Source organism: Denitrobacterium detoxificans (assembly GCF_015062615.1).
GTDB classification, from domain to species: domain Bacteria; phylum Actinomycetota; class Coriobacteriia; order Coriobacteriales; family Eggerthellaceae; genus Denitrobacterium; species Denitrobacterium detoxificans_A.
In genome coordinates, this window is sequence record NZ_SUUH01000002.1 from 122,851 (window position 1) to 142,828 (window position 19,978).

Below are 19,978 nucleotides of genomic sequence, written 5' to 3' on the forward strand. Positions count from 1 at the left end.
TACGCGTCGAAGCACGTCAGGCGGATTCCCCGCGCCGTACTTGCGTTACGCCCAGGCTGACGGTCTGGGTTTCCATGCCGGGTTCTTCAATGCCGGCAAAGTGCTGACGAATGCTTTCCGCTACGCGAGCTGCGGCATCGGCGTTGCAGTTTCCCAGAAGCACCATGAACTCTTCGCCACCCCAGCGTCCTGCTACGCCTTCGAGGGGGTATGTGCGCGAGAATCGGCGAAGCGTGCCACCTAGGTGCTGAAGCACCGTGTCGCCCGCTTTGTGGCCGTAGGTATCGTTAATCGCCTTGAAGTTGTCGATATCGAGCATGATGAGCGATGTTTCGCCGCTGTCCAGGGGCGAAAATCCTCCGACGGCTGGTTGTCCGCCTACGGCAACTTCGATGCGGCGTTCGATTTCGCCGCGGTTGTAGAGTCCGGTGAGGGTATCCATGCGCGCCATAATGTCGAGCTTTCGGTTTGCTTCCTCCAGCTCGTCCGTGACGGCTTGAATAAAGGTGGCCAGGCGCAGCGTGGGCGTGCTTCCCATGTGAATCTGGTCGTTTCCCACCTGGTTTGCGTAGGGAATATGGTCTGCGGCCTTGCCTTCGCGTAGGGCCAGAATCACGAGCGATACGTTGTTCTGGTACACCGATGACCCCGTGCGGATGAATTCCGAGGCTGAATACATGCCGTACGTGGGAGCGACTTCTTGGAAGGGGCGGGTCTCCTGTGCGATTTGATCGCCCCAGAACACATGACGCGAAGCGCATGATACCGCCAGAATGCCTTCGGGCTTGAAGCGACGAATGATCGTTGCGGCTTCGCGTGCATCGCGCAGGATGGCATCGGGGTCGCCATAGGCAATACGCATGGTGCGTGCATTGCTGATGTCGCTTGTAAGCACGAGCGAGCCCTCGGGCGTGCAGAAGATGGGTTCACGCGTGATGCTCACGCCGTCCTGCTGGAATGCCAGCGGGAACGCGCGAATGGTATTTGCGAAGGACTCATCGTTTTCAGCGTGCAGGTAATGGCGATATGCCTCGAATGCGGGCTTTCCGTCGAACTCGTGAACGATGTTGCCTTCGGATTTCGTTACTTGCAGTTCGCGTCCCAAGGGCTTCCATCCCGAAATGAAGAGCGAAGTCACGTGTAGGCGTGGGCCGCAAAGCGCGGCGTACACGATGGACTTGTCTGCGCAGGTTCCTGCCGAGGAGATGACGCGCGCGTCGGGTTTGTTGATCACGGGGAAGAAGGCTGCGCCGCCTGCCAGGTGAATCGATGGGTTCAGCGCCCCAAGCTGGTCGCAGAGTTCCGTCATGGAGGAAAGCTCGAGCGTGGTGAAGAGCTGCACGGCACGTACGTAGCTTAGGCCATTGACTTCCTTTGTGATGATGCTCCCCGCGTTGATTCCTTGTTCATTGGTTTCGGCAAGGGGCAGTTGCCCGACATGCACGTATGAGCGGGTGTCTTCGAAAAGCCAGCAGCAGATTGTCATGCTCTCGGGGACGTTTTCGGCGTTGACGATGTTGTTGTAGGTGGATGCGCCAATGTATGGGGCGCCCGGAAAGATGTCCTCGATGATGCTCGCAGCATGCGTGAGCATCGAGAAATCGGTTGAGCACGAGCAGATGTTGAAGAATGCCGTGGAATCGGGGATGGCATCTCGCTGTGCGGCGATTTTCGACAGTTCGTCTTTGAGCGATTCGTCGTCGTGGTAGATGATTTGGTAAAGCTTCACTGCGGAACGCGTCCTTCCGGAGCCGATGGTGCGTATGCGTCGAAGCGCATCTACTCAATTATAAGCGCTGCCCTGCCAATTTCGTAAGGCCGAATTGGCAGGGCAGCATAGAGGTGCGATGGGCGGATGTCTACAGGGGGGGGATGCCCACCGCGGGATGAAGGAGAGGGCTAGATTGCGCGTCCAGCGTCGTTGCCGGCCTGGATGGCCTTCGCGATGTTGAACGGTGCGGCGGCGTCACCCACGGTGTAGACCTCGGAAACGCCCGTGCCTGCGGAAATATCCTCGTTGGGTTGCATATCGCCTACGTTTACGATGGCATCGCAGTCGAGTTCCACGTCAACGCCGGCCACGGCCGAAGAGATGACGAGCTTGCCGTCGGATGCGCTCTTGATGGTGCTTTCGGGCCATGCCTTCACGCCCAGGCTGTACAAGGCGGTGGTCATGAAGCGATGAGCATGCTGGCTCTGCTGCATATCGAGCGCGTCGTTGCCGTTCGGCGTGACGATGTTGACCTTCTTCTTGTGGACCGTGAGCCACAGGGCGGTGTCAAACGCCTGCGCGCTCGATCCGTATACGACCACGTTTTCGCCCATATCGGCGGAAAGGAAGTCTTCAAGGTCGATAACGGTGGCACCGCTCACGTTCAGCTCGGGTCGTACGCCACCCGTGGCGATGACCAGCGCATCGGGGGCTTCCTGACCGATGGTGTCGGCGGTGACTTCGGTGTTCGTCTTCACGGTAACGCCGGCCAGCTCGCACTGGCGCTTCAGGTAGGCGATGAGGTCCTCCAGGTTCTCGTGCTCGCCCTTGACGTTGTGCGCAAACTGGAGCGAACCGCCTACGGAGCTCTTCTTCTCGAACAGCGTTACATCGTGACCGCGCAGGGCGGCAATGCGCGCGGCTTCCATGCCAGCGGGGCCAGCGCCCACGACCATGACCTTCTTCTTGGAAGCGGCTTCGGGCAGCTCGTAGGTTGCCGGTCCGTTTGCGCGCATGACGCGCTGGGTCAGGGCGTTCACGCGGCAGTAGCTCATCATAGCGTTCATTTCGTTGCTGCCAGCGTGGCAGTGCAGGCAACGGGTGCAGGGAGCGATTTCGTCGATGCGGCCCTCGCGCAGCTTGTTCACGTATTCGGTGTCAACGGTGAGCGGGCGATTCATCATATAGAAGTCGACCTTGCCGTCGGCCAGGGCTTCTTCGAAGAAGTTCGGCGCATGGGCGGGATCCATGTAGGTAACGCAGCCTACGGGAACCTTCAGCTCCTTCTTGTACATGGCCGCGATGTCCAGCAGCATGCCCGCACCGCTGTGGTTGCCAATGAGCTTGCCGCCCCAGTGCTTGCTGAAGTCCCACTGGGTGCCATAGCCCGTGGCGCCTTCCACGCCGTTCAGCAGGAAGTACAGGTCGCTGCCAAACTGGCAGGGATGATTGCCCAGCGGTCCCAGGCGCAGGTGGAACGAGTCGGCGCCAGCGGCTTCCAGTGCCTTGGCCAGGGCGATGCCCTCCTGGATGGTGGTGGCGGAGTTGTGCGGCTCGGTCACGGCGTTGTCGAGCGTCATGAGCGTGCAGTCGTTGGTGAGGTTGTCGTTTTCCTCCACGCACTCCATGAGGATCTGCACGGCGAAATCGTTGCCGGCAGCTGCATGGATGGCCTGAATGCATTCGGCGTCGAAACGGGCACGATTCTCGATGCTGCCCGCGCCGTACTCATCGGTGCGCGTGTTGTAGAAGCGCGAGAGGAAGCGATGGCCTTGGTTGAAGCCAGCAGTGTTGATCTCGATGGCAACGAAGCCCATGTCCTTCAGGGCCACGGCCAGCGCTGCGCCAGCGGCTTCGATGCCCTTGATGGTCTCAACCGTCATGTCGGCGATGTCCAAGCCGAAGGGAGCCCACTGGAAGCCCAGGTGAGAGCCGTACGTTGCGCATTCGGCGCAGAGCTTCTTGAAGAAGTCGGTCACTTCGCCAGGCAGGGGGCTGCCATCCATGGGCATGGTGATGGCTTCGCCTTCTACCCAGATCATCTCCACGCCGCCCTTGGCGAAGTTCAGGTAGTACTGATACAGCTCCTCGGTGTAGCCTGCCAGGTAGGTGGCCGAACCGGCAGCCGACTTGCACATGCGGTTGCCAATTTCCACACTGCCCAGGTTCCAGCTGCTGAAGAGCGTCTTGAAGTCGGTGGTGTTGTCGCGATAGTCATAGTCCTGCGGGTTCAGCTGCGCGGCGGCGATGACGTCGCCCTGCGCGCCCGAGGTTGCGGTCGTGGCGTTCGTGGTGGAAGCGCCCTGCTTCGGGCTGCTGCAGCCCACCAGGCCCGTGCCGGCTACGCCTGCGCCTACGGCACCCAGCATGGCGCCCTTCAGAAAGCCGCGACGCGACACATCCCAAGTTCCCATATTCTCCTCCTTGCGAATGGGGCCCACCTCCCATTGGGGCCCGATGCGCCTATTCAAGCAAATGGGCGGGCGAGTGGAGAAGAATCGATTAAGCGCAGGGGTGAAACCGTAGGTTTACACAAGCGTTTGATTTGGGAAAAGCTATACCATTCGTTCTTGCATGAAACGGATGATGCTTGCTTCTGCGTTTGAGGGCTCGTGCGGCAGCCAGAAGCAGTGCAGCTCCCACGTCGTGATGCTTGGCGGGATGGGCAGGGTGACCATGTCGGCGGCCAAACGGGGGAGCATGCTTTCCGGTACGAGAGCTGCTGCCGTGCCCGTATGGGCCTTCTGCATAACGATGCCGAATTCGGTGTACTGGTCGATACGGTTGATGGCAAGTCCGTGTTCTTCGAAGATCCGATCGAGTCCGAGCATGGCGCGCTCGCCGCTTCCTACCGAAAAGAAGGAGAGCGTGGCCAGGTTTTCCAGCGTCACCTGGTTGGTGGGGAAGTGAATGGTTCCCGGCGCGGCTGCTACGTAGACCTGTTCGCGTGCCAGCGGAATGGATTCCAGCTGCTGTTCGCGAAGGGGGCCAGGTGCGATGGCGAAGTCGACCTTGCCATCGTGCAGGTAATCTAGGCAGCGCGTGTAGAAGTGCTTTTCGATGGCGATATCGCAGGTGGGGTTCTTGCGCTCTAGCTCGTCAAAGAAGCTATCGTCCATGGACTCCACTACGCCGTCGGCGATGGCGATGCGGATGGGCGTGCGCGTGCAAAGCGCGTGCTCGTCGCAAATGGCGCGCATGTGCGCGATATCGTTCACGCAACGCTGGGCGATGGGGTAGATGAGCATTGCCGCTTCGGTAGGGGTGACCCCCTGCTCCGTACGGTGGAACAGGGGGCATCCCAGTTCGTCTTCCATGCTTTTGATCGCTTTGCCGAATGCCTGGCGTGATACGAACGTGGCTTCGGCTGCCTTGGCGAACGAACGCGTTTCGCATGCGCTGCAGAACCATCGCAACTGGTTGCAATTCATGATTGTCTCCCTCTCTTCGGGGAGATTGTATCATGTAGTGCGTTATGCCAGGTCTTGGTGCTTTTATCGGCTAGTTACCAGCTTCGATGGCTGCCGTTTTGAACACGAAACGCACGGTGCCCTGCGTGCCTGCGGCCTTGCCGCTGAAGTTGTCGTATACATCGGCCTCTTCCGAGATTGCGTTCAGGCGCGCTTTGGCGGTATCTGCGTCTCCCAGAGCGTCGACGATCTTTTGAATGCCTTCGCTCTGGAAGGTGGAAAGTCCGCTCGAGAGCGCAACCGAACCGCTGTAGGCGGATTGAAGGCCGCTTGCGAGCAGGGGCGTTGCGGATGCGAGCGTTTCCGTTCCACCGCTGAGCTGGCACAACGCTTCGTAGAGCGGCACCGCCGAGGCGGCAAGCTGGGACGAAGCGCTGGAAACCGAGGATGCCCCGTTCGACAGGCGGGAAATACCGTTCGTCATGGAACTCGCGCTTTCGGCGAGTTCGCTTGACCCAGTGGATACCTGGTCCGCGCTTTGGGCGAGGGTTCCCGCCGTCTCGTTTGCGCTTGCGACGTTGTCTGCCAGGCTCGACGCACTGCTCGCTGCTGTAGCCAGGTCGTCGTGCATGTCGTTCAGGCCCGATCCCAGGGTGCCTGTGGATGCTAGGCTCTCCTTGGCGGAGTCGGCGTCTTCCTGCGCTTCCGCCGCGGCTTCCTGCGCGCTGCTTGCGCTCGAGCTTGCCGAGGTAAGGGCATCGATGGCGCTGTCTACCTGCGCTTCTTCGCCTTCCGAAAGCGTGCCCGCGGCCTTGAGCGCCTTGAGCGTGGTGAGTGCGTCTTGCGTTTCGTCGGCAGCGTCCTTTGCGCTTGAGGCTGCCGTGCTTGCTTTGCTGCTTGCACTGGCAAGGAGCGAGGTGTTTGCCTCGAGCTCGTCGATGAGCGCTTGCGTGCCGCTTGCTAGCTTGCCCAGGCCGCTCTGGAGTGCGGCTGCGGCGATGCTGGTTTGCTGCAAGCCCGTGGTGTCGTTGCCCTGAAGCGCCTGGATGCCATCGGCAAGGCTGGCGGTTCCGCTTGCAAGCTGCTGCGTGCCGCCGCTCAGCTGGTCCGTGGCTCCTTCAAGGGCGCTCGCTCCTTCCGCCAGGCTGCTTGCGCCCTCGGCAAGTTGCTGCGTACCGCTGGGCAGTGCTGCGGCGCCTTCCTGTAGTGCGCTTGCGCCGGTGTGTAGGCTCTGCACGCCGCTATCGAGCGCCTGCGCGCCCGAAGCAAGTTGAAGCAGACCTGCGGAAAGCGCATCGGTTCCCGAAAGGAGCGCGTCCATGCCCTGTTGTAGTCCGCTCTGGGCGCTGTCGATGTCGTCCATGTTCAGGCTGTCGGTGCTGATGTCGCTGAAGAGTTCGGTCGTGGCTATCGTGTAGCTTCCGTCGAGTTGGAAGTCGGTTACGTCGGCGGTGATTTCGAAATAGGAGGGAATCTCGTAGTCGTCTTCGCTTACGCCTAGTGATTCCTGCAGGCCAGGTAGAGCAAAACCAATGGCGATGCTGTTCGACCCGTCGTCGATGACCTTGCCGTTTTCGGTTTCGATATTTGCGAAGTGGTCGTTTGAAAGGAGCAGCGTGGAAATGCAGGCGAATGGGGTGTAGATCTTTTCCTGCGTGCCGTTTACGTCGCACATGTTCCACGAGGTGTTTTCGTAATCGAAGCGAATAGTGACGTGTCCGCTCTTGCCTGCTAGTTGTTCTGCGGAAATGGCGTTTCCATCCAGCGTGTAGGAAACCTTCATGGTGATGGGCGTGCTTTCGGTGGGCGACCCCTTGTAGCTTACCTCTTCGCCGTCGGCCGACCACACCAGGTTCGTTTCGTTTTGGCTGTAGGTTTGGTCGCTGTCGCTTCCTTCGATATCGGTGAGTGTGGACGCGTCATCGAGCAATGATGCCCCCGAAGGGTTGGTGAGGGTGTCGTTTACCTGCGTTCGTGTCGTATTGCCATTTGCGTCGGCGTAGGTGTATACGATTTCCTTCTTCGTACTGGCAACCGATTCTTGCGTCTGCTCTTTCGCGTTGTCGTTTGTTACGTCGGATGCGTTTTGGTTGGCTGTTTCGTTATCTCCGAATGCCTGCGTTAGGGGAGCGATGGTCAGGCCGCAGATGGCCCCTGCCGCCAAGGCGTATCCCAGACGGGTTCCCGTCGCATTCCGTATGCTGATGATGTGCTGTTTCATGGGTTGTCCCCTCGATTCCGATCGATGTTTCTGCCCAATAGTAAGGCAAGCCGAACTCTATTGCAAAGACTTTGGGATTTCCGGAAATCCCATCGAGCGTTCCGCTTTCTTTGCATGCTATGTCCGGGTGTTCATGCCGATTCGGCGTGGAAGTTCGAACTGCGCGTTATCGACTGCCAACTCTGGTACAACGACAGTAAAACGACAACAGCGGAGGTGCTCATGGAACGATACGATTTTGATGCGCCCGTCGATAGGCGAGGATCCCATTCGATGAAGTTCGATGCGGCTGCGGCAATGGGCAAGCGCGAGGGTTTGCTGTCCATGTGGGTTGCCGACATGGATTTCACCGTGCCTCCTGCCGTGGTGGAAGCCCTGCACCAGCGTGTTGACCATGCGGTCTTCGGCTACACGAATCCGTGGGATGGCTATCGGGATGCGGTGGTTTCCTGGATGGCACGCTATGGTTGGCAGGTAAGCCCGAATTGGATCGTTCCTACGCCTGGTGTGGTGTTCGCCCTGGCTATGGCCGTACGTGCGTTTACCGAGCCGGGCGATGCGGTGGTCATTCAGCGCCCCGTATACTATCCGTTCACTAATGTTATCGAGCGGAACGGGCGTCGCGTGGCCAATGCGCCGCTCGTGTATCAAGAAGGTGCCTATCGCATTGATTTCGATGCGCTTGAACAGACGATTCAGGAAAGCGGAGCGAAGCTGTTCCTGCTGTGCAATCCCCACAATCCCAGTGGGCGCCTCTGGACGCGCGACGAATTGGCGCGCATTGCGGAAATCGCCCTGCGCAACGACGTCATTGTAGTGTCGGACGAGATTCACATGGACTTTGTCCGCCCGGGTTACGAGCATACGGTGTTTGCCACGCTCGACGATCGGATCGCTCAGCGTTGCGTTGTGTGCACGGCGGCAAGCAAGACGTTCAACTTGGCGGGGCTGGAAACGTCGAACATTATCATCCCCAATGGTGAGCTTCGCCGCGCATTTAAGGACGCCATGCATGCTACCGGCACGAATAGGCCGAACGTCTTGGGGCTCGTGGCTACCGAGGCGTGCTATCGACAGGGCGCTGAATGGCTTGCCCAGCTGAAGGAGTATCTCGAGGGAAATTGGGCGCTCGTGGAATCGCACTTGCGCGAGCATGCGCCCCAGCTGCATCTGGTTCCCGCGCAGAGCACGTACCTTGCGTGGGTCGATTGTCGCGAGCTTGGCTTGTACGGGGAAGACCTACGCGCGCTCATCGAGGACGAGGCGGGGCTGTGGCTTGATCTGGGCGATATGTTCGGGCCCGAGGGCGATGGCTTCATCCGCCTGAATTTGGCTACGCAACGCGCAACGGTGCAACGCGCGCTTACCCAACTTACGGATGCGATTGCTCGCATGTAGGTGGGGGATCCCCTCCCTGGGGTCTGTAGTCTCGTTCGTCCGCCAGAATAAGTTGTCGGCTGCCGAGTCGTAGAGCCTCGCTTGAAAAGTCGTTTATAACGGTCGTTTCTCATGCGAGCTTTGTTTGCAAGGGGAGTGGCCGTTGCTTCTATTGCTTATATGTGGGTAGGGTACCCAGCGGTGATATAACAAGTGATACTGAATTGATAACATTTCTATTACGGATGGGTAATCGCTCCGTTTAGCTTTGCGACCGTGCAAGAGATTGGTGATGAACGAGGGTACAGTGGTGCCGTCTCTGCACGTTTTTCGAGGAGGGTGGTGTGCGATGACCTCCATGACTGCGCAAGGCATGGCCCCTACGAAGCGGGCACTCTCGTTTCTCGCAATTCTTTCATTCACGTTCTGCTTGGCATTTGCCATGGGTACTACCCCCGCATATGCGGACGCTGAAAACCCTGGTGTGACAAGCGATAATGCTTCCGAGGTTGCAGTTGGTGCCAGCCAGGATAAGCAGGCTGTGTCTGATGTGTCTGCAGCTCCCATCGCGTCTTCCGAGGATGTCTCTATGCCTACAGTAGACACCGACATCGCACCGTCCTCCGAAGAAGTAACTGCACCCGACGCAGGAGGGGATGCTCCGGTTGCTCCTGCTCCTGCAATTGCACAGGGTAATTCAGATGAATCTGCTGGTGATGCCATCTTGGGTCCGACTGATGACCCGGTGTATCCGGGGGACGATGGCACTGCGGATGTGTATATCGGGCTTGCCCCCGCGCCGAGTGTTTCGTATAGCGTTGATAGCGCCACTATCGACCCTATCACTCATGCGGTACACGTGTACCTGAATAGCCAAGTCGGCATGGGCGTCGACCTCCAGGTTGCTATCGAATACATTCGCATAGGCGATACCGTGTACGACGCTCGAACCAGTGGTTTCGTTACGGTCCAATTGCCGTCCAGTGAGACGGATGCATATACCACGACGTACTTCAAAGAGGGCCTGATGTTCACCTGGTACGCCAATGGAACGCCCCTGGGTCAGGGTACCTATTATTCGGACCCCGCTACTAACCCCGCTTTGGGTGGGAGTACAGCCACGGCTGGCTCGGATCTAACGAAATATACCGATGTTGCCCTCGAAGACTTTATGAGCGATAAGACTACCTTGTGGGGAGTTGACTCATCGATGTTCATGGGCGGCTCGCCGATTGTGTTTTACAAGGATGTGCCGTATGCGTACTCTGATTCGTTTGACGGGTCCGTCGAGCTGTTGTCGTACAGCATGATAGGCGCTGGTAATTCGGATCGTTACGTGCGTTCTCCGCTCTTCTTTGAGTCTCCGGGCGAGCGCACCGTCGTCGCGCAGTTCACGTATATGCAGGATTATCGTTCGAAGAATACCGAAAACGAATATGTTGGGCTTGTGCTTTACGCATCGAATCCTGTTGTGTTCCACATTGGCGTTGCTGAGTCTGCGGTAATGCCCGCTGCCATGACCGTCGTTGCCCATGATGCTAGTACGGGCGACACAATTGATATCAACAACGGCGAATTCATTGTCGAACTGGAGAAGGACTACCTCAATGAATATGAGGCAGTCGATCCGATGAGCGGAAGCTACGAGTGGCTGCGCTATTCGCATTGCTCGATGTCGGGCGATACGTATCCGGTTACCACGCCGGGCATGTACAGGTTGACCGTGACCCATGTTACTAACCTGTACGAGCAGTACACCGAGTGCTTCTTGCTTGACGAAGCGCTGATTTCGAGTGGCGCTTTCTCCAGGCACATCAACCTTGTAGCGCATGTGCCGTCGGTTCAGTATTCGGTCACGTTCTATCAGGAAGATGGCGTTACGGTCATCCCTGTAAGCGGTACTGACGAGACCGGCACATATGTCACGCGTGATTCCTGGACGTACAACGAAGGAACGGTTGCCGAGTATGTCCGGAGGCCCGACCATCCCACGAAGGCTGATACCGATGCCGCCAAGTACGTATTCAAGGAATGGAAAGCCGTGCCTGCTGGCGAAGGGGCCATCGATACGTCTGGGTGGAGCTACGACTACGTGTATCCGGTAACGGGCGATACGAAGTACATCGCCGTGTTCCGTACGATTCCCCTGAAGAACAATGCGGGTCAGCGGATCGTGTATGCGACGGGTGGACTTTTCAGCTGGGATGCGCTGCCGACGGGCGTGCTTTCCTACGAGTTGACTTCGTCTCCGCTTACCGCGTCTGAAGCGAGCAACGTTATCGCGTCTCACTCGAGCATGATGTCCGAGGAAACAGTGCTTGGCATGGTGAAGGTCGACCTGACGCAGTACAACGACGATCCCGAGTACACTACGACCAATGTTACCGAGCATGAGGGCCTGGAGGGCATGAAGCTCAAGTTCAACATGGAAGAGGCCGGTATCAACGCCAAAGATGGCGACAAGCTGAAGATTCTGCAGATTCACCAGAAGGACGAGTCGAGCGCCGAGGAAATCATCGAGCACAAGGCGACCGTCGTGAACGGCGAAGTCGAGATCGAATTGAATGGCAAGCTCTCCACGTTCGTCTTCATGATGGATGACACCGCTACGGGCGGCGAAGGTACGGAAGGTGGTTCTGCCGATCCCGAGGGTGGCAGCACAACGGGCGAAGGCGACTCTGGCGAAAGTGGTGGTACACCGGGTGAGGGTGGCAGCCAGGGCGAAGCTGGCTCCGGTGAAGAGCCTTCTGGTGCTCCCGCGGTAGATTCCTTGGCGGATGTCGACGCGGCGTACGCACAGACCTCTGATGCGGCCGCATCGGGTGTCAATGAGTCCGCCCAGGCCCATAATGCGCATGGTGAAGCCAAGTCTGCTTCTGCCGCCATCGCCTCCTCAATGCCCGCAACGGGCGACTCCATGAGCGCTTTGGTCATCGCGCTCGTTGCTCTGTCTGAGTTGATTGCCGCAATCGCGATTTGCGTGTCTGTCCGTCGCAGGGCTCAGCTCTAGGAAATTAGAAGCATAAGGCCTTTTAGAGGACGTCTTCGGGCGTCCTCTCTGTACTATGTTTAGCGGAGTATAATTGCCTGCATCATTGTTGGTTGGCAAGCATCTTCTGATGCGACTATAGGATCGAGTCATGCTTTTCATTCTCACGGGCGAATTCGAAATCGGGAAAACTCGCTGGCTCGAAGCCGAGCTGGCATACCTGCGTGCGAATGGGGTGCCTGCTGCGGGCGTCATTGCTCCGGGTATATGGGAACGTACGCCCGATGGGTTCGACAAGCGGGGCATCGATAACGTGCTGCTGCCCGAGGGTAGGCGCATTCGCTTTGCCTTGCGGCGCGACTTGTCGAGCGAAGGTGTGGTTGAGGCCGCACATGCGAACGAGACGTGCTTCAAGTGGCGCATTGAAGAGGATGCCGTGAACCAGGTCAACGACCTGTTTCGTGTGCTTATCGCGAAGCGTGAAGAGGCGGTGGCGCTTCCATCGTTGCTCGTGGTTGACGAGTTGGGTCCGCTCGAGCTTGTGCGTGGCGCGGGGCTCACGCAGGCTTTGTCGTTGCTCGATATGGGGCCAAGTCAGGCATATCCCCACGCCCTTATTATCGTGCGTCCTGCTCTAGTCGAATGCGCTTGCGAACGCTTTGCCCCCGCATGGGGCGAGCCCGTAATGCTACAGCCAGATGATGCGAGTGGCAATTTGCTGCATGCTCATTTGCTACACTAGCTTTTGTTTCTTTGAAAATACGGATGTGAGGATTTGTCATGAGGGTTGTTATGTCGGCGTTATGCGCCGTATTGCTAACCTTGGCATGCGTTCCCGCTTCCGCGTTTGGGGTTCTGGGCGATTCTTCTGCATCTGCGGACGAATCGTCTTTGGGGAGCGTTCTTTCGGTGCAAGCCGCCGAGGACGTTACGGGGGTAAGCGCCGAAGCAGAAGGCGATGCCTATGTTGCGGGCGAAGTGCTCGTGCAATTTAAGAATGATATTTCGGAAGGCGATGCCGAGGCGGTTGCCGATGTAGCTGCGTCGGTGGAGGATGCTGATATAGCTGACAGCGACGTGGTCATGGGCTCAATTGAAGACGGCTCGCTTGCGTGCGATTACGTCTCGGGTGCGGTCGTTGTGCTCCCCGTGGCCGATGGCGTGACGGTTGCGCAGGCTATTGCCGAGTTGGAGAGCGACCCGCGCGTGCTTTCCGCGCAACCTAACTGGATTTTCGAGCTGCCCGACGACGAGGTGGCCGATACATCCGACGACGAAAGCGCTGCCGAATTGCTGGGGCTTACTGCCCAGTCCGATGCCGCTGCGGAATTGGAGGCGCAGGCGACCCAGGTGAACGATGCTCGGCTGTCGTATCAATGGGCGCTTGATGCCGTCAACCTTCCCGAGGCTTGGGATATGGCTCGCTGCGATAACAGCAACGATAGCGTCGCCGATGCTAATGTGAGCGTTGCCATTCTCGATTCGGGTATCGCAAGCGGTCATGAGGACCTTGAGGGCAACATCATTAAACGTTACGATGCTTCGGCCGACGTAGAGGACCAGGCCGTCGAATCGAGCAGTTTTAGTCACGGTACCCATGTGGCGGGTATCGTATCGGCGGTTGCGAATAACGCAACAGGTATTGCCGGTGCGTCCTACAATGCAAATCTGGTTCCCATTCGCATTTTCGACGACAGAGGGGAAACCACGACCGAGGTAGTGGTGCGTGCATTTGAGTACGTAAAAAATCATCGCGATGATTTGAATATTAGGGTCATTAACTTTAGCGTGGGAGGCGCTGGGAGCAGCGATTATGACTGGTCCAATGATCTGATTTGCCAGGCTATTACCGCTGCGCGCGATGCGGGGATTCTTACGGTATGTGCCGCGGGAAATCAGGGAAGCGGCCTCAAGTCTGTTCCCTGCGCCGAATACCCAGGGGACTACGATGATTGCTTGAGCGTGATAAACGTTGCGAATGCCACATTGCCGATATGCGCGGGCTATTACACCACCGATACTACCGAGCAGACGTATCCTCGCTCGAATACCACTAACTACAATGTGAGCGGCGTTACGCAGGCGTCGGAGAACCAAACGAAGGATATCTGTGCGCCGGGTACGAGAATCTACAGTACGGTCAAGGGCGATTCGTACGGCTACCTCAATGGCACGTCCCAGGCGTCTCCGCTGGTGGCGGGTATAGCCGCTCTTCTTTTTGCCGAAGATCCTTCGCTTACTCCCGATGACGTGCAGGATATCCTGCAGAGTTCCGCACGTGATTTGGGCGAATCGGGTTGGGATTGCGAATATGCGTATGGCATGGTCGACGCATATGCGGCGCTCCAGAAGCTCTTTGCGAATACGACCATCTCACTTGAATACGAAAGCATCGTGTATACGGGTGAGGCGTGCGAGCCGGCGGTGACTGTTGTTTCCTCTGATGGCTCGGTGCTGCAAGAGGGCGTGGACTATACGGTGTCGTACATCGACAACGTGCATGCCGGAACGGCGTCGGTAATTGTTTCGGGTGCGGGAGATTACGTGGGCACCCAATCGTTCGAGTTCACTATTGAGAAAGCCGAACGTCCCTTCTCGGTTTCCCTGGCGTCTACCCAGCTGCATTATGGCGACGCTGCAACGCCTTTGTTTCTGCAGGGCGCCGCTTCCGATGCAACGTTTACGTATGCCTCCTCGGATGAGTCGGTGGCTACGGTGAGTGCGGAAGGGTACGTGACGCCGAGCGCCCTTGGCGAGGCGACGCTCACCGTTTCCTATGCCGATGACTGCGACTACGTGGCGCCTGCGCAATCGATTGAAGTTACCGTCTCTTACGCGCCCTCGGTAATGTATCGCCTGTACAACCCCAATTCCGGTGAGCATTTCTATACGGCGGTCATTTCCGAGCGCGATGACGTGGTGCGGGCTGGCTGGACATATGAAGGCGTGGGATGGATTGCCGCTGCCGCTTCGCCTACGCCGGTGTATCGTCTGTATAACCCGAATGGAGGCGATCATCATTACACGATGAGCGCCGAAGAGCGCGATTGGCTGCGAGGGCTCGGCTGGAGGTACGAGGGCGTTGGCTGGTACAGCGCCGACGAAGACGATGTTCCCGTGTATCGCCAGTACAATCCCAATGCAACGTCGGGTGCGCATAACTTCACTACGAGCGCGTCTGAAAACGACATGCTCGTACGCGAGGGGTGGCGCGCCGAAGGAGTCGCCTGGTACGCCTTGGCAGAGGGGTAGCAAGCCTTCCGTTCATGTGCGTGATTGAGGCTCTGCGCGAACGGGTGGGTTTGCGCAGAGCCTCGTGTGTATGGTGGGGTGTGCTACAGCAGCACGGTAAGGCAGATGGAAGCAGCTAGCAGGCCGGCAACCAGCGCGAATGCTGCGTAGTCGGTTGCCGTCATGGGGTATTCGCGGAAGCCCGAGGTACGGGTGCGTAGATTGAACCCACGCACTTCTGCGGCAATGGCCGCGCTGTTCGTTTTGCGCACGGAACTTACCAGTAGGGGAACGCAGAGGGGAACCATGAAGCGCACCTTGTTCGCGATACCGCCTGCATCGAATTCAACACCGCGCGCGGTCTGGGCTTCCATGATGCCGTGCATGTCATTCAGGAATACGGGGATGAAATGCACGGTCGAGGAAAACGTGAACGCGTAGCGATAGGGCACGTGCAGCACTTTCACGGCAGCGTTCGTCATGTCGGTGATCTTCGTAACGTAGAACGTCAAGAACAGGGGGATGGCTGCGGCTTCCAAGCGCAAGATGGTGGTTGCGGCCGCTCCGGCGCCGTCGGATCCCACATAGCCCCAGGGTAGGGGAATGAGCATGGTGCCGCTGGGGATAGTAAGTAGCTGGATGAGAGCCAGGATGGCCGAAAATACGAGCACGGCTTTCATGAGCTTTGATGTTTGCTGCATCATGCCGCAGCTAGCAGCCATGGCCACGCCAGCCATGAGCATGACCAGCAGGAAGGGCAGGTTCGACGTGCAGAAGCAGGCCGCGGCAAAGATGATGGCGCCCAACAGCTTCGTGATGGGGTTCAAACGATGCAGTAGCGAGTTGCCGGGAACGTATTCCAGGAATCCCCTCATCGTGGGCTCCTTTCAGTTGCAGGTTCGTGCTTTGGGGTGGATTGGTTGACGCGAATGTTGTCAATGGCGTTTGCCATGTCGTCGAGCGTATTTGCGCGTGCGATGGCCGTGTTCGCCAAATCGGGGCGAGCGAGGGGCAGAGTCAGCGAAAGCTCTACGATCTGCGGTGGCGTCATGTGGGCGTTTTGGAGCGTTTCCTCGGAGCGAAGCATGGCGAATGTGGGGCCATCTCCAATGACACAGCCTTCGTTCATTACGATAACGCGCTCGGCGAAGTCGGCTACCACTTCCATGTCGTGGCACACCATGATTACCGTGGTGCCCGAAGCGTGTAGGCGGCGAATGATGCCCATGACCTTCTCGCATTCGCGGTAGTCGAGGCCCGTGGTGGGTTCGTCCAGGATGATGATGCGCGGCTCCAACACTACGATGGAAGCGAGCGCCAGTAACTGCCGCGTGCCGCGGTTCAACAGGAATGGATCGTCGTCGGGGTTGAACCCAAACTCTTCAATGATGGCGTCAACGCGTTTCGCGGCTTCCGATCCGTTCTTCTTCAACGCGCGGAAGCCGAACAGGAGCTCTTCGCGTACGGTGGGGCAGCATATCTGCCGATCGGGGTTTTGGAATAGGAACCCCACGCGCTGAGCCAGTTCGCTCGTCTGCAAGTGCGTGGTGGGCTTTCCACTTACGAGCACGGTGCCGGAATCGGGTTTCAGGAGGCCATTTGCCAAGCGCATGGTGGTCGACTTTCCTGCTCCGTTGGTGCCGGCGAATGCCACGAACTCGCCTTCCCGTATGGTGAAGGACACGCCGCGAAGGATGGGGGTGCCCTCATCGTACGAGGCGTGTACGTTGCGGAATTCCAGAACGGTGGGTTGCGTGTGCGTGGGCGAACTCAGGTGTTCCACCTGCATGGTTGCGGCGTGTGTGGGCGTGGGTAGTGCTTCGGCCAGTATATCGCGCGCTTCTTCCACGTTGCGACATACGCCGTAGCCCAAGCGATTCATGAGCGTGGTTGCACGTGGACAATTTACGCCTAGGTTGGCGAGTTCATCGGCGTGGGCAAGCACGCAACGTGGCTTGTCGGCGAAAACGATGCGTCCTTCGTTCATGATGACCAGTTGGCTGGCGAAGCGTGCGAGCAGCGCGATTTTCTGTTCGACTACTACAACCGTGGTTTCGTGCTCGCGCGCGTAACGTTCCAGCAGTTCGAATACCTGAAGCGAGCTGGCGGGGTCGAGCTCGGCAGTTGGTTCGTCGAGTACGAGCACGCGTGGTCGCAGTGCCAAGATGGAGGCAATGGCGACCTTCTGCTTCTGTCCGCCGGAAAGGCTTGCGATGCTGCGATCACGCAATTCGGCAATGCCCATGTCGTTCAGGGCCTCGCTAACGCGCTTCTCGATTTCGCTGTGTGGCACGCCGAAGTTTTCCAGGCCGTAGAGAATCTCGTCTTCCACGATGGAGGAAACCATCTGCGAATCGATGTCCTGGCAAACGCTGCCGACGACGCGCGATATGTCGGTGAGCGACGCTTCGCAGGTGTCCAGGCCGTCTACTTGCACGGAACCGTAGAAGTCGCCGGGATAGCAGTGGGGGATGATGCCATTGAGCGCGTAGGTGAGCGTACTCTTGCCGCAGCCCGCAGGGCCGGTGATGCCCACGAAGGCTCCTTTGGGAATGTCCAGGTTCACGCCGCTTACGGTGGGCGCATCGCCTTCTCGGTATACGAACGAGAAGTCCCTAATAGTAATCATGCCAATCCTCCTGTGAGGTGAAACTCGTGATGCCAGCCTATTTCTTCAGCACCTTGCGCATGATGGGCACGAGCACCTGGTTCAGAATGGCGTTGAACGTGGCGGTGCCCAGTACGATGAGAGCGTATGCGCCTACGGCTGCCGCGAAGGTGGTCTGGCTGTTGGCGTTGCTTACCACGTTGATGTAGATGGCCATGAGGGCGAAGGTTCCGCCGGAGACCACCGTGGAAATGAACGTGTTGACGATGGGATTGATGTCGGCCTTACCGCCAATGCGCATGGGGACCTTTACAAGCAGGCCGCATACGAGGGCACCCAGCACTTCCGAGATGATGTTCAGGCCCGGCGTGGCGTTGAGCATGGGCAGCTGGCAGATGAGGCCAGCGATGAGTCCGATGATAGCGGCCTGGCCCACCTTGGGGCGCGTGAGGATGATGGCCAGGCAGTACATGGCAATGATGAAGTTGGGCTTCATGCCAAACGAGGCAAGCATGGAGCCCACGGTGAGCTTCAGCACGGCGCCGGCTGCCAGCAAAACGGCGATGAGGATGAGGTCCTGCGTGCTCAGGCCGTCCTTTTTCTGGGCGACGGCGTTTACGGTGCGCTTCTGGCCTGCGGGGGTAGCGGTTACTTCGGACATTGCTGTTCCTTTCGGTTGTGGTCGCTTATGCGACCGGTTGCTAGGTTCGAATGCCTCGAAGTCGTTTTCGCGCAAATAAAAAATGGCCCGCCCTTCAAAACTCCGGCTTGGAGCTTCAAAGGGCAGGCCATTCAACCTGCGGTGCCACCTTTGCTTGGTTTCCTTGCGGAAACCCACTCGTGAACATGCCATCACATGCTCTGCCTCTAACGCGGGCTCACGGTCCGGATACTCGGCCTTCCTATGGGTTGGCCTTTCCCCTTTCCCTCGGCGATCCATTTACCAATTGGCGTTCTGCGAGGATTCCAGCATCCCTCGCTCTCTGTGAGTGCCCGATTGGCTTGATCTTCGCCTCAACGGTTTCGAGCTATTCGATTGAAACGAAGTGTAAGGGCATTGATTTGCCGCTGTCAACAAGTTTTTTTCAAAAGGGGTAGGCGATAGCGCCAAGTGGTAGTGCCTAGCCCCACACTTCTTCGGCGATTTCTATAGGGATACAGGTGTTGTCCCGTCATTCGGCTCAACGATTTCGAATTCGTCAGGGGGATAAAGGTAGTCTTCACCGCTATCGTCTACCAAGCGGAACCATTCTTTTTCAATCGAAAGTACCTCATATTCTTTACCCTGTGTTAGTTCGAGAAAAGTCGTTTCACCGAGGAACCTTACTTTCACGATAACCACTCCTTTACTTTGAATTTCACTTTAGGTTGTCCGCTTGCCTCGAACCAATGTACTTCGGCTTTTCTCGTCCTGCCCTTGTATTCGAGAGTTCCGACTCCTTTGACGTGCTTCCAGTCGCGTGGTTTCCCACCAATTTGCTTGCTTAGGCCTTCGGCGACTTGTGGCTTGAGCTTGTTTCGCGTTCCTTTGCCCGCGAAGACTTCTACATTGGATATTTTTGAGCCCTCCAGGAATTTGTAAACCTTTCCTGTGCGCGGGTCTTTTACGTCGTAGTTTAAGGCCCTGCATCCTAAGCTGCGTCCAATCTGGATATCTTCTTGCGGTATGGCGCTGGGTTCAACTATTGACAGCGGCAGTCTTCCGGATCCCCAGGTGGCTCCAAAGTCCAGCCCGTATCCTCCTCCGCCACCCATTAGTTCCCTCCTTTCGCATGGGCGAGGGACGTTTGCGTTGGAAAGCTAACAACGTTTACTCCCGATTCTAGCGCCGAGTAGAAGATTCTCTCTGGTGCCGATCCATACACAATGATATTTTTGGGCCTCAGCCGCTTGACGATTTCGTCAACGCATGCGGTAAAAGCGATGTGGTCTTCGTATGTTTTCAAGGCTCCCAACGTGCCCATTGCAACTGTTGCTTCGGTGGGCAAGCCGTCGAAGCAATAAGCGAAACTCCGTCGGTCGCTTGGTCTGATGTTCGGAATGCATACTCCCCCGTAGCGTTCATAGAGGCTTCCAAGTAAACGACTTCTGAAGCAATTCCAATATTGCATTGCAAATGGCATGTTTCGATACATGCTGAAATCCCAGGAAACGATACCTGGATGCTCAAGCAGTTTATCCATGTATTTGAACGCGTTTCGCCAGAAGGGCCGAAGCTGCTTGTCGTGTTCGTACGGAACTACCCAGGCCGATGGGTCGTCTCTCTTTTTGTTTTTAGAATCGGAAAAGCGAATGAGTCGCTCCGGTATTTGATTCGTGCCCTTGATGATGGGCATTTCATAGTCTCCCGCATAGGTCGCTCCCGAGTAGTAGCGTGTGTGGAAGATGTCGTAATTGGATAGTGAGCCCATAGCCCCTTCTTTCTGTCGCG

14 protein-coding genes are annotated in these 19,978 nt (G+C 57.7%); 4 read left to right on the forward strand and 10 right to left on the reverse strand.

Going from position 1 to position 19,978, the window contains the following annotated elements:
- Positions 1-16: 16 nt before the first annotated feature.
- From E7002_RS03270 to E7002_RS03285, 4 genes are all read right to left on the reverse strand, one after another.
- Positions 17-1,729, reverse strand: coding sequence for a diguanylate cyclase (locus E7002_RS03270; protein WP_303727480.1), 1,713 nt, complete (start codon positions 1,727-1,729; stop codon positions 17-19).
- A 170-nt stretch (positions 1,730-1,899) separates the two neighbouring features.
- A complete protein-coding gene (locus tag E7002_RS03275) occupies positions 1,900-4,125 on the reverse strand; it encodes an FAD-dependent oxidoreductase (protein ID WP_303727481.1) in 2,226 nt (741 codons plus the stop codon).
- 141 nt (positions 4,126-4,266) lie between these two features.
- Positions 4,267-5,142, reverse strand: coding sequence for a LysR family transcriptional regulator (locus E7002_RS03280; protein ID WP_303727482.1), 876 nt, complete (start codon positions 5,140-5,142; stop codon positions 4,267-4,269).
- Between the two features lie 70 nt (positions 5,143-5,212).
- Complete coding sequence (locus tag E7002_RS03285) at positions 5,213-7,342, reverse strand: hypothetical protein (RefSeq protein WP_303727483.1); 2,130 nt, start codon at positions 7,340-7,342, stop codon at positions 5,213-5,215.
- 222 nt (positions 7,343-7,564) lie between these two features.
- Here E7002_RS03285 and E7002_RS03290 point away from each other — a divergent pair, with 222 nt between their 5' ends.
- The 4 genes from E7002_RS03290 (at position 7,565) to E7002_RS03305 (ending at position 14,960) form a co-directional block, all read left to right on the forward strand.
- A complete protein-coding gene (locus E7002_RS03290) occupies positions 7,565-8,740 on the forward strand; it encodes a MalY/PatB family protein (RefSeq protein ID WP_303727484.1) in 1,176 nt (391 codons plus the stop codon).
- A 421-nt stretch (positions 8,741-9,161) separates the two neighbouring features.
- The gene (locus E7002_RS03295; RefSeq protein WP_303727485.1) at positions 9,162-11,729 is read left to right on the forward strand and encodes a hypothetical protein; all 2,568 of its coding nucleotides are present in this window, start codon (positions 9,162-9,164) and stop codon (positions 11,727-11,729) included.
- 130 nt (positions 11,730-11,859) lie between these two features.
- Entirely contained in the window at positions 11,860-12,450 is a 591-nt protein-coding gene (locus E7002_RS03300; protein WP_303727486.1) for a nucleoside-triphosphatase, read from the forward strand.
- A 38-nt stretch (positions 12,451-12,488) separates the two neighbouring features.
- On the forward strand, positions 12,489-14,960 hold the full coding sequence (locus tag E7002_RS03305) for a S8 family serine peptidase (RefSeq protein WP_303727487.1): 2,472 nt from the start codon (positions 12,489-12,491) through the stop codon (positions 14,958-14,960).
- Positions 14,961-15,043: 83 nt separating this feature from the next.
- Here E7002_RS03305 and E7002_RS03310 read toward each other — a convergent pair whose 3' ends face one another.
- The 6 genes from E7002_RS03310 to E7002_RS03335 all read right to left on the reverse strand — a co-directional run bounded on the left by E7002_RS03310 (position 15,044) and on the right by E7002_RS03335 (position 19,958).
- A complete protein-coding gene (locus E7002_RS03310) occupies positions 15,044-15,814 on the reverse strand; it encodes an energy-coupling factor transporter transmembrane protein EcfT (RefSeq protein WP_303727488.1) in 771 nt (256 codons plus the stop codon).
- Positions 15,811-17,568 (reverse strand): ABC transporter ATP-binding protein, encoded by a 1,758-nt coding sequence (locus E7002_RS03315; protein ID WP_303727489.1) that lies wholly within the window; start codon positions 17,566-17,568, stop codon positions 15,811-15,813. The genes E7002_RS03310 and E7002_RS03315 overlap by 4 nt, the downstream gene beginning before the upstream one ends.
- A 37-nt stretch (positions 17,569-17,605) precedes the next feature.
- Positions 17,606-18,208, reverse strand: coding sequence for a tryptophan transporter (locus E7002_RS03320; RefSeq protein WP_303727490.1), 603 nt, complete (start codon positions 18,206-18,208; stop codon positions 17,606-17,608).
- 486 nt (positions 18,209-18,694) lie between these two features.
- A complete protein-coding gene (locus E7002_RS03325; protein ID WP_303727491.1) occupies positions 18,695-18,880 on the reverse strand; it encodes a hypothetical protein in 186 nt (61 codons plus the stop codon).
- Entirely contained in the window at positions 18,877-19,302 is a 426-nt protein-coding gene (locus E7002_RS03330) for a hypothetical protein (protein WP_303727492.1), read from the reverse strand. Before E7002_RS03330 ends, E7002_RS03325 begins: the two co-directional genes overlap by 4 nt.
- Entirely contained in the window at positions 19,302-19,958 is a 657-nt protein-coding gene (locus E7002_RS03335) for a DUF4417 domain-containing protein (protein ID WP_303727493.1), read from the reverse strand. The genes E7002_RS03330 and E7002_RS03335 overlap by 1 nt, the downstream gene beginning before the upstream one ends.
- Positions 19,959-19,978: the final 20 nt, after the last annotated feature.

Bases quoted from the DNA above. Each gene is read 5' to 3' on its own strand.
- E7002_RS03330 (WP_303727492.1), bottom strand. From the start codon at position 19,302: ATGGGTGGCGGAGGAGGATACGGGCTGGACTTTGGAGCCACCTGGGGA.
- E7002_RS03320 (WP_303727490.1), bottom strand. From the start codon at position 18,208: ATGTCCGAAGTAACCGCTACCCCCGCAGGCCAGAAGCGCACCGTAAAC.
- E7002_RS03295 (WP_303727485.1), top strand. From the start codon at position 9,162: ATGGGTACTACCCCCGCATATGCGGACGCTGAAAACCCTGGTGTGACA.
- E7002_RS03305 (WP_303727487.1), top strand. From the start codon at position 12,489: ATGAGGGTTGTTATGTCGGCGTTATGCGCCGTATTGCTAACCTTGGCA.
- E7002_RS03285 (WP_303727483.1), bottom strand. From the start codon at position 7,342: ATGAAACAGCACATCATCAGCATACGGAATGCGACGGGAACCCGTCTG.
- E7002_RS03290 (WP_303727484.1), top strand. From the start codon at position 7,565: ATGGAACGATACGATTTTGATGCGCCCGTCGATAGGCGAGGATCCCAT.
- E7002_RS03275 (WP_303727481.1), bottom strand. From the start codon at position 4,125: ATGGGAACTTGGGATGTGTCGCGTCGCGGCTTTCTGAAGGGCGCCATG.
- E7002_RS03310 (WP_303727488.1), bottom strand. From the start codon at position 15,814: ATGAGGGGATTCCTGGAATACGTTCCCGGCAACTCGCTACTGCATCGT.
- E7002_RS03280 (WP_303727482.1), bottom strand. From the start codon at position 5,142: ATGAATTGCAACCAGTTGCGATGGTTCTGCAGCGCATGCGAAACGCGT.
- E7002_RS03300 (WP_303727486.1), top strand. From the start codon at position 11,860: ATGCTTTTCATTCTCACGGGCGAATTCGAAATCGGGAAAACTCGCTGG.
- E7002_RS03335 (WP_303727493.1), bottom strand. From the start codon at position 19,958: ATGGGCTCACTATCCAATTACGACATCTTCCACACACGCTACTACTCG.
- E7002_RS03315 (WP_303727489.1), bottom strand. From the start codon at position 17,568: ATGATTACTATTAGGGACTTCTCGTTCGTATACCGAGAAGGCGATGCG.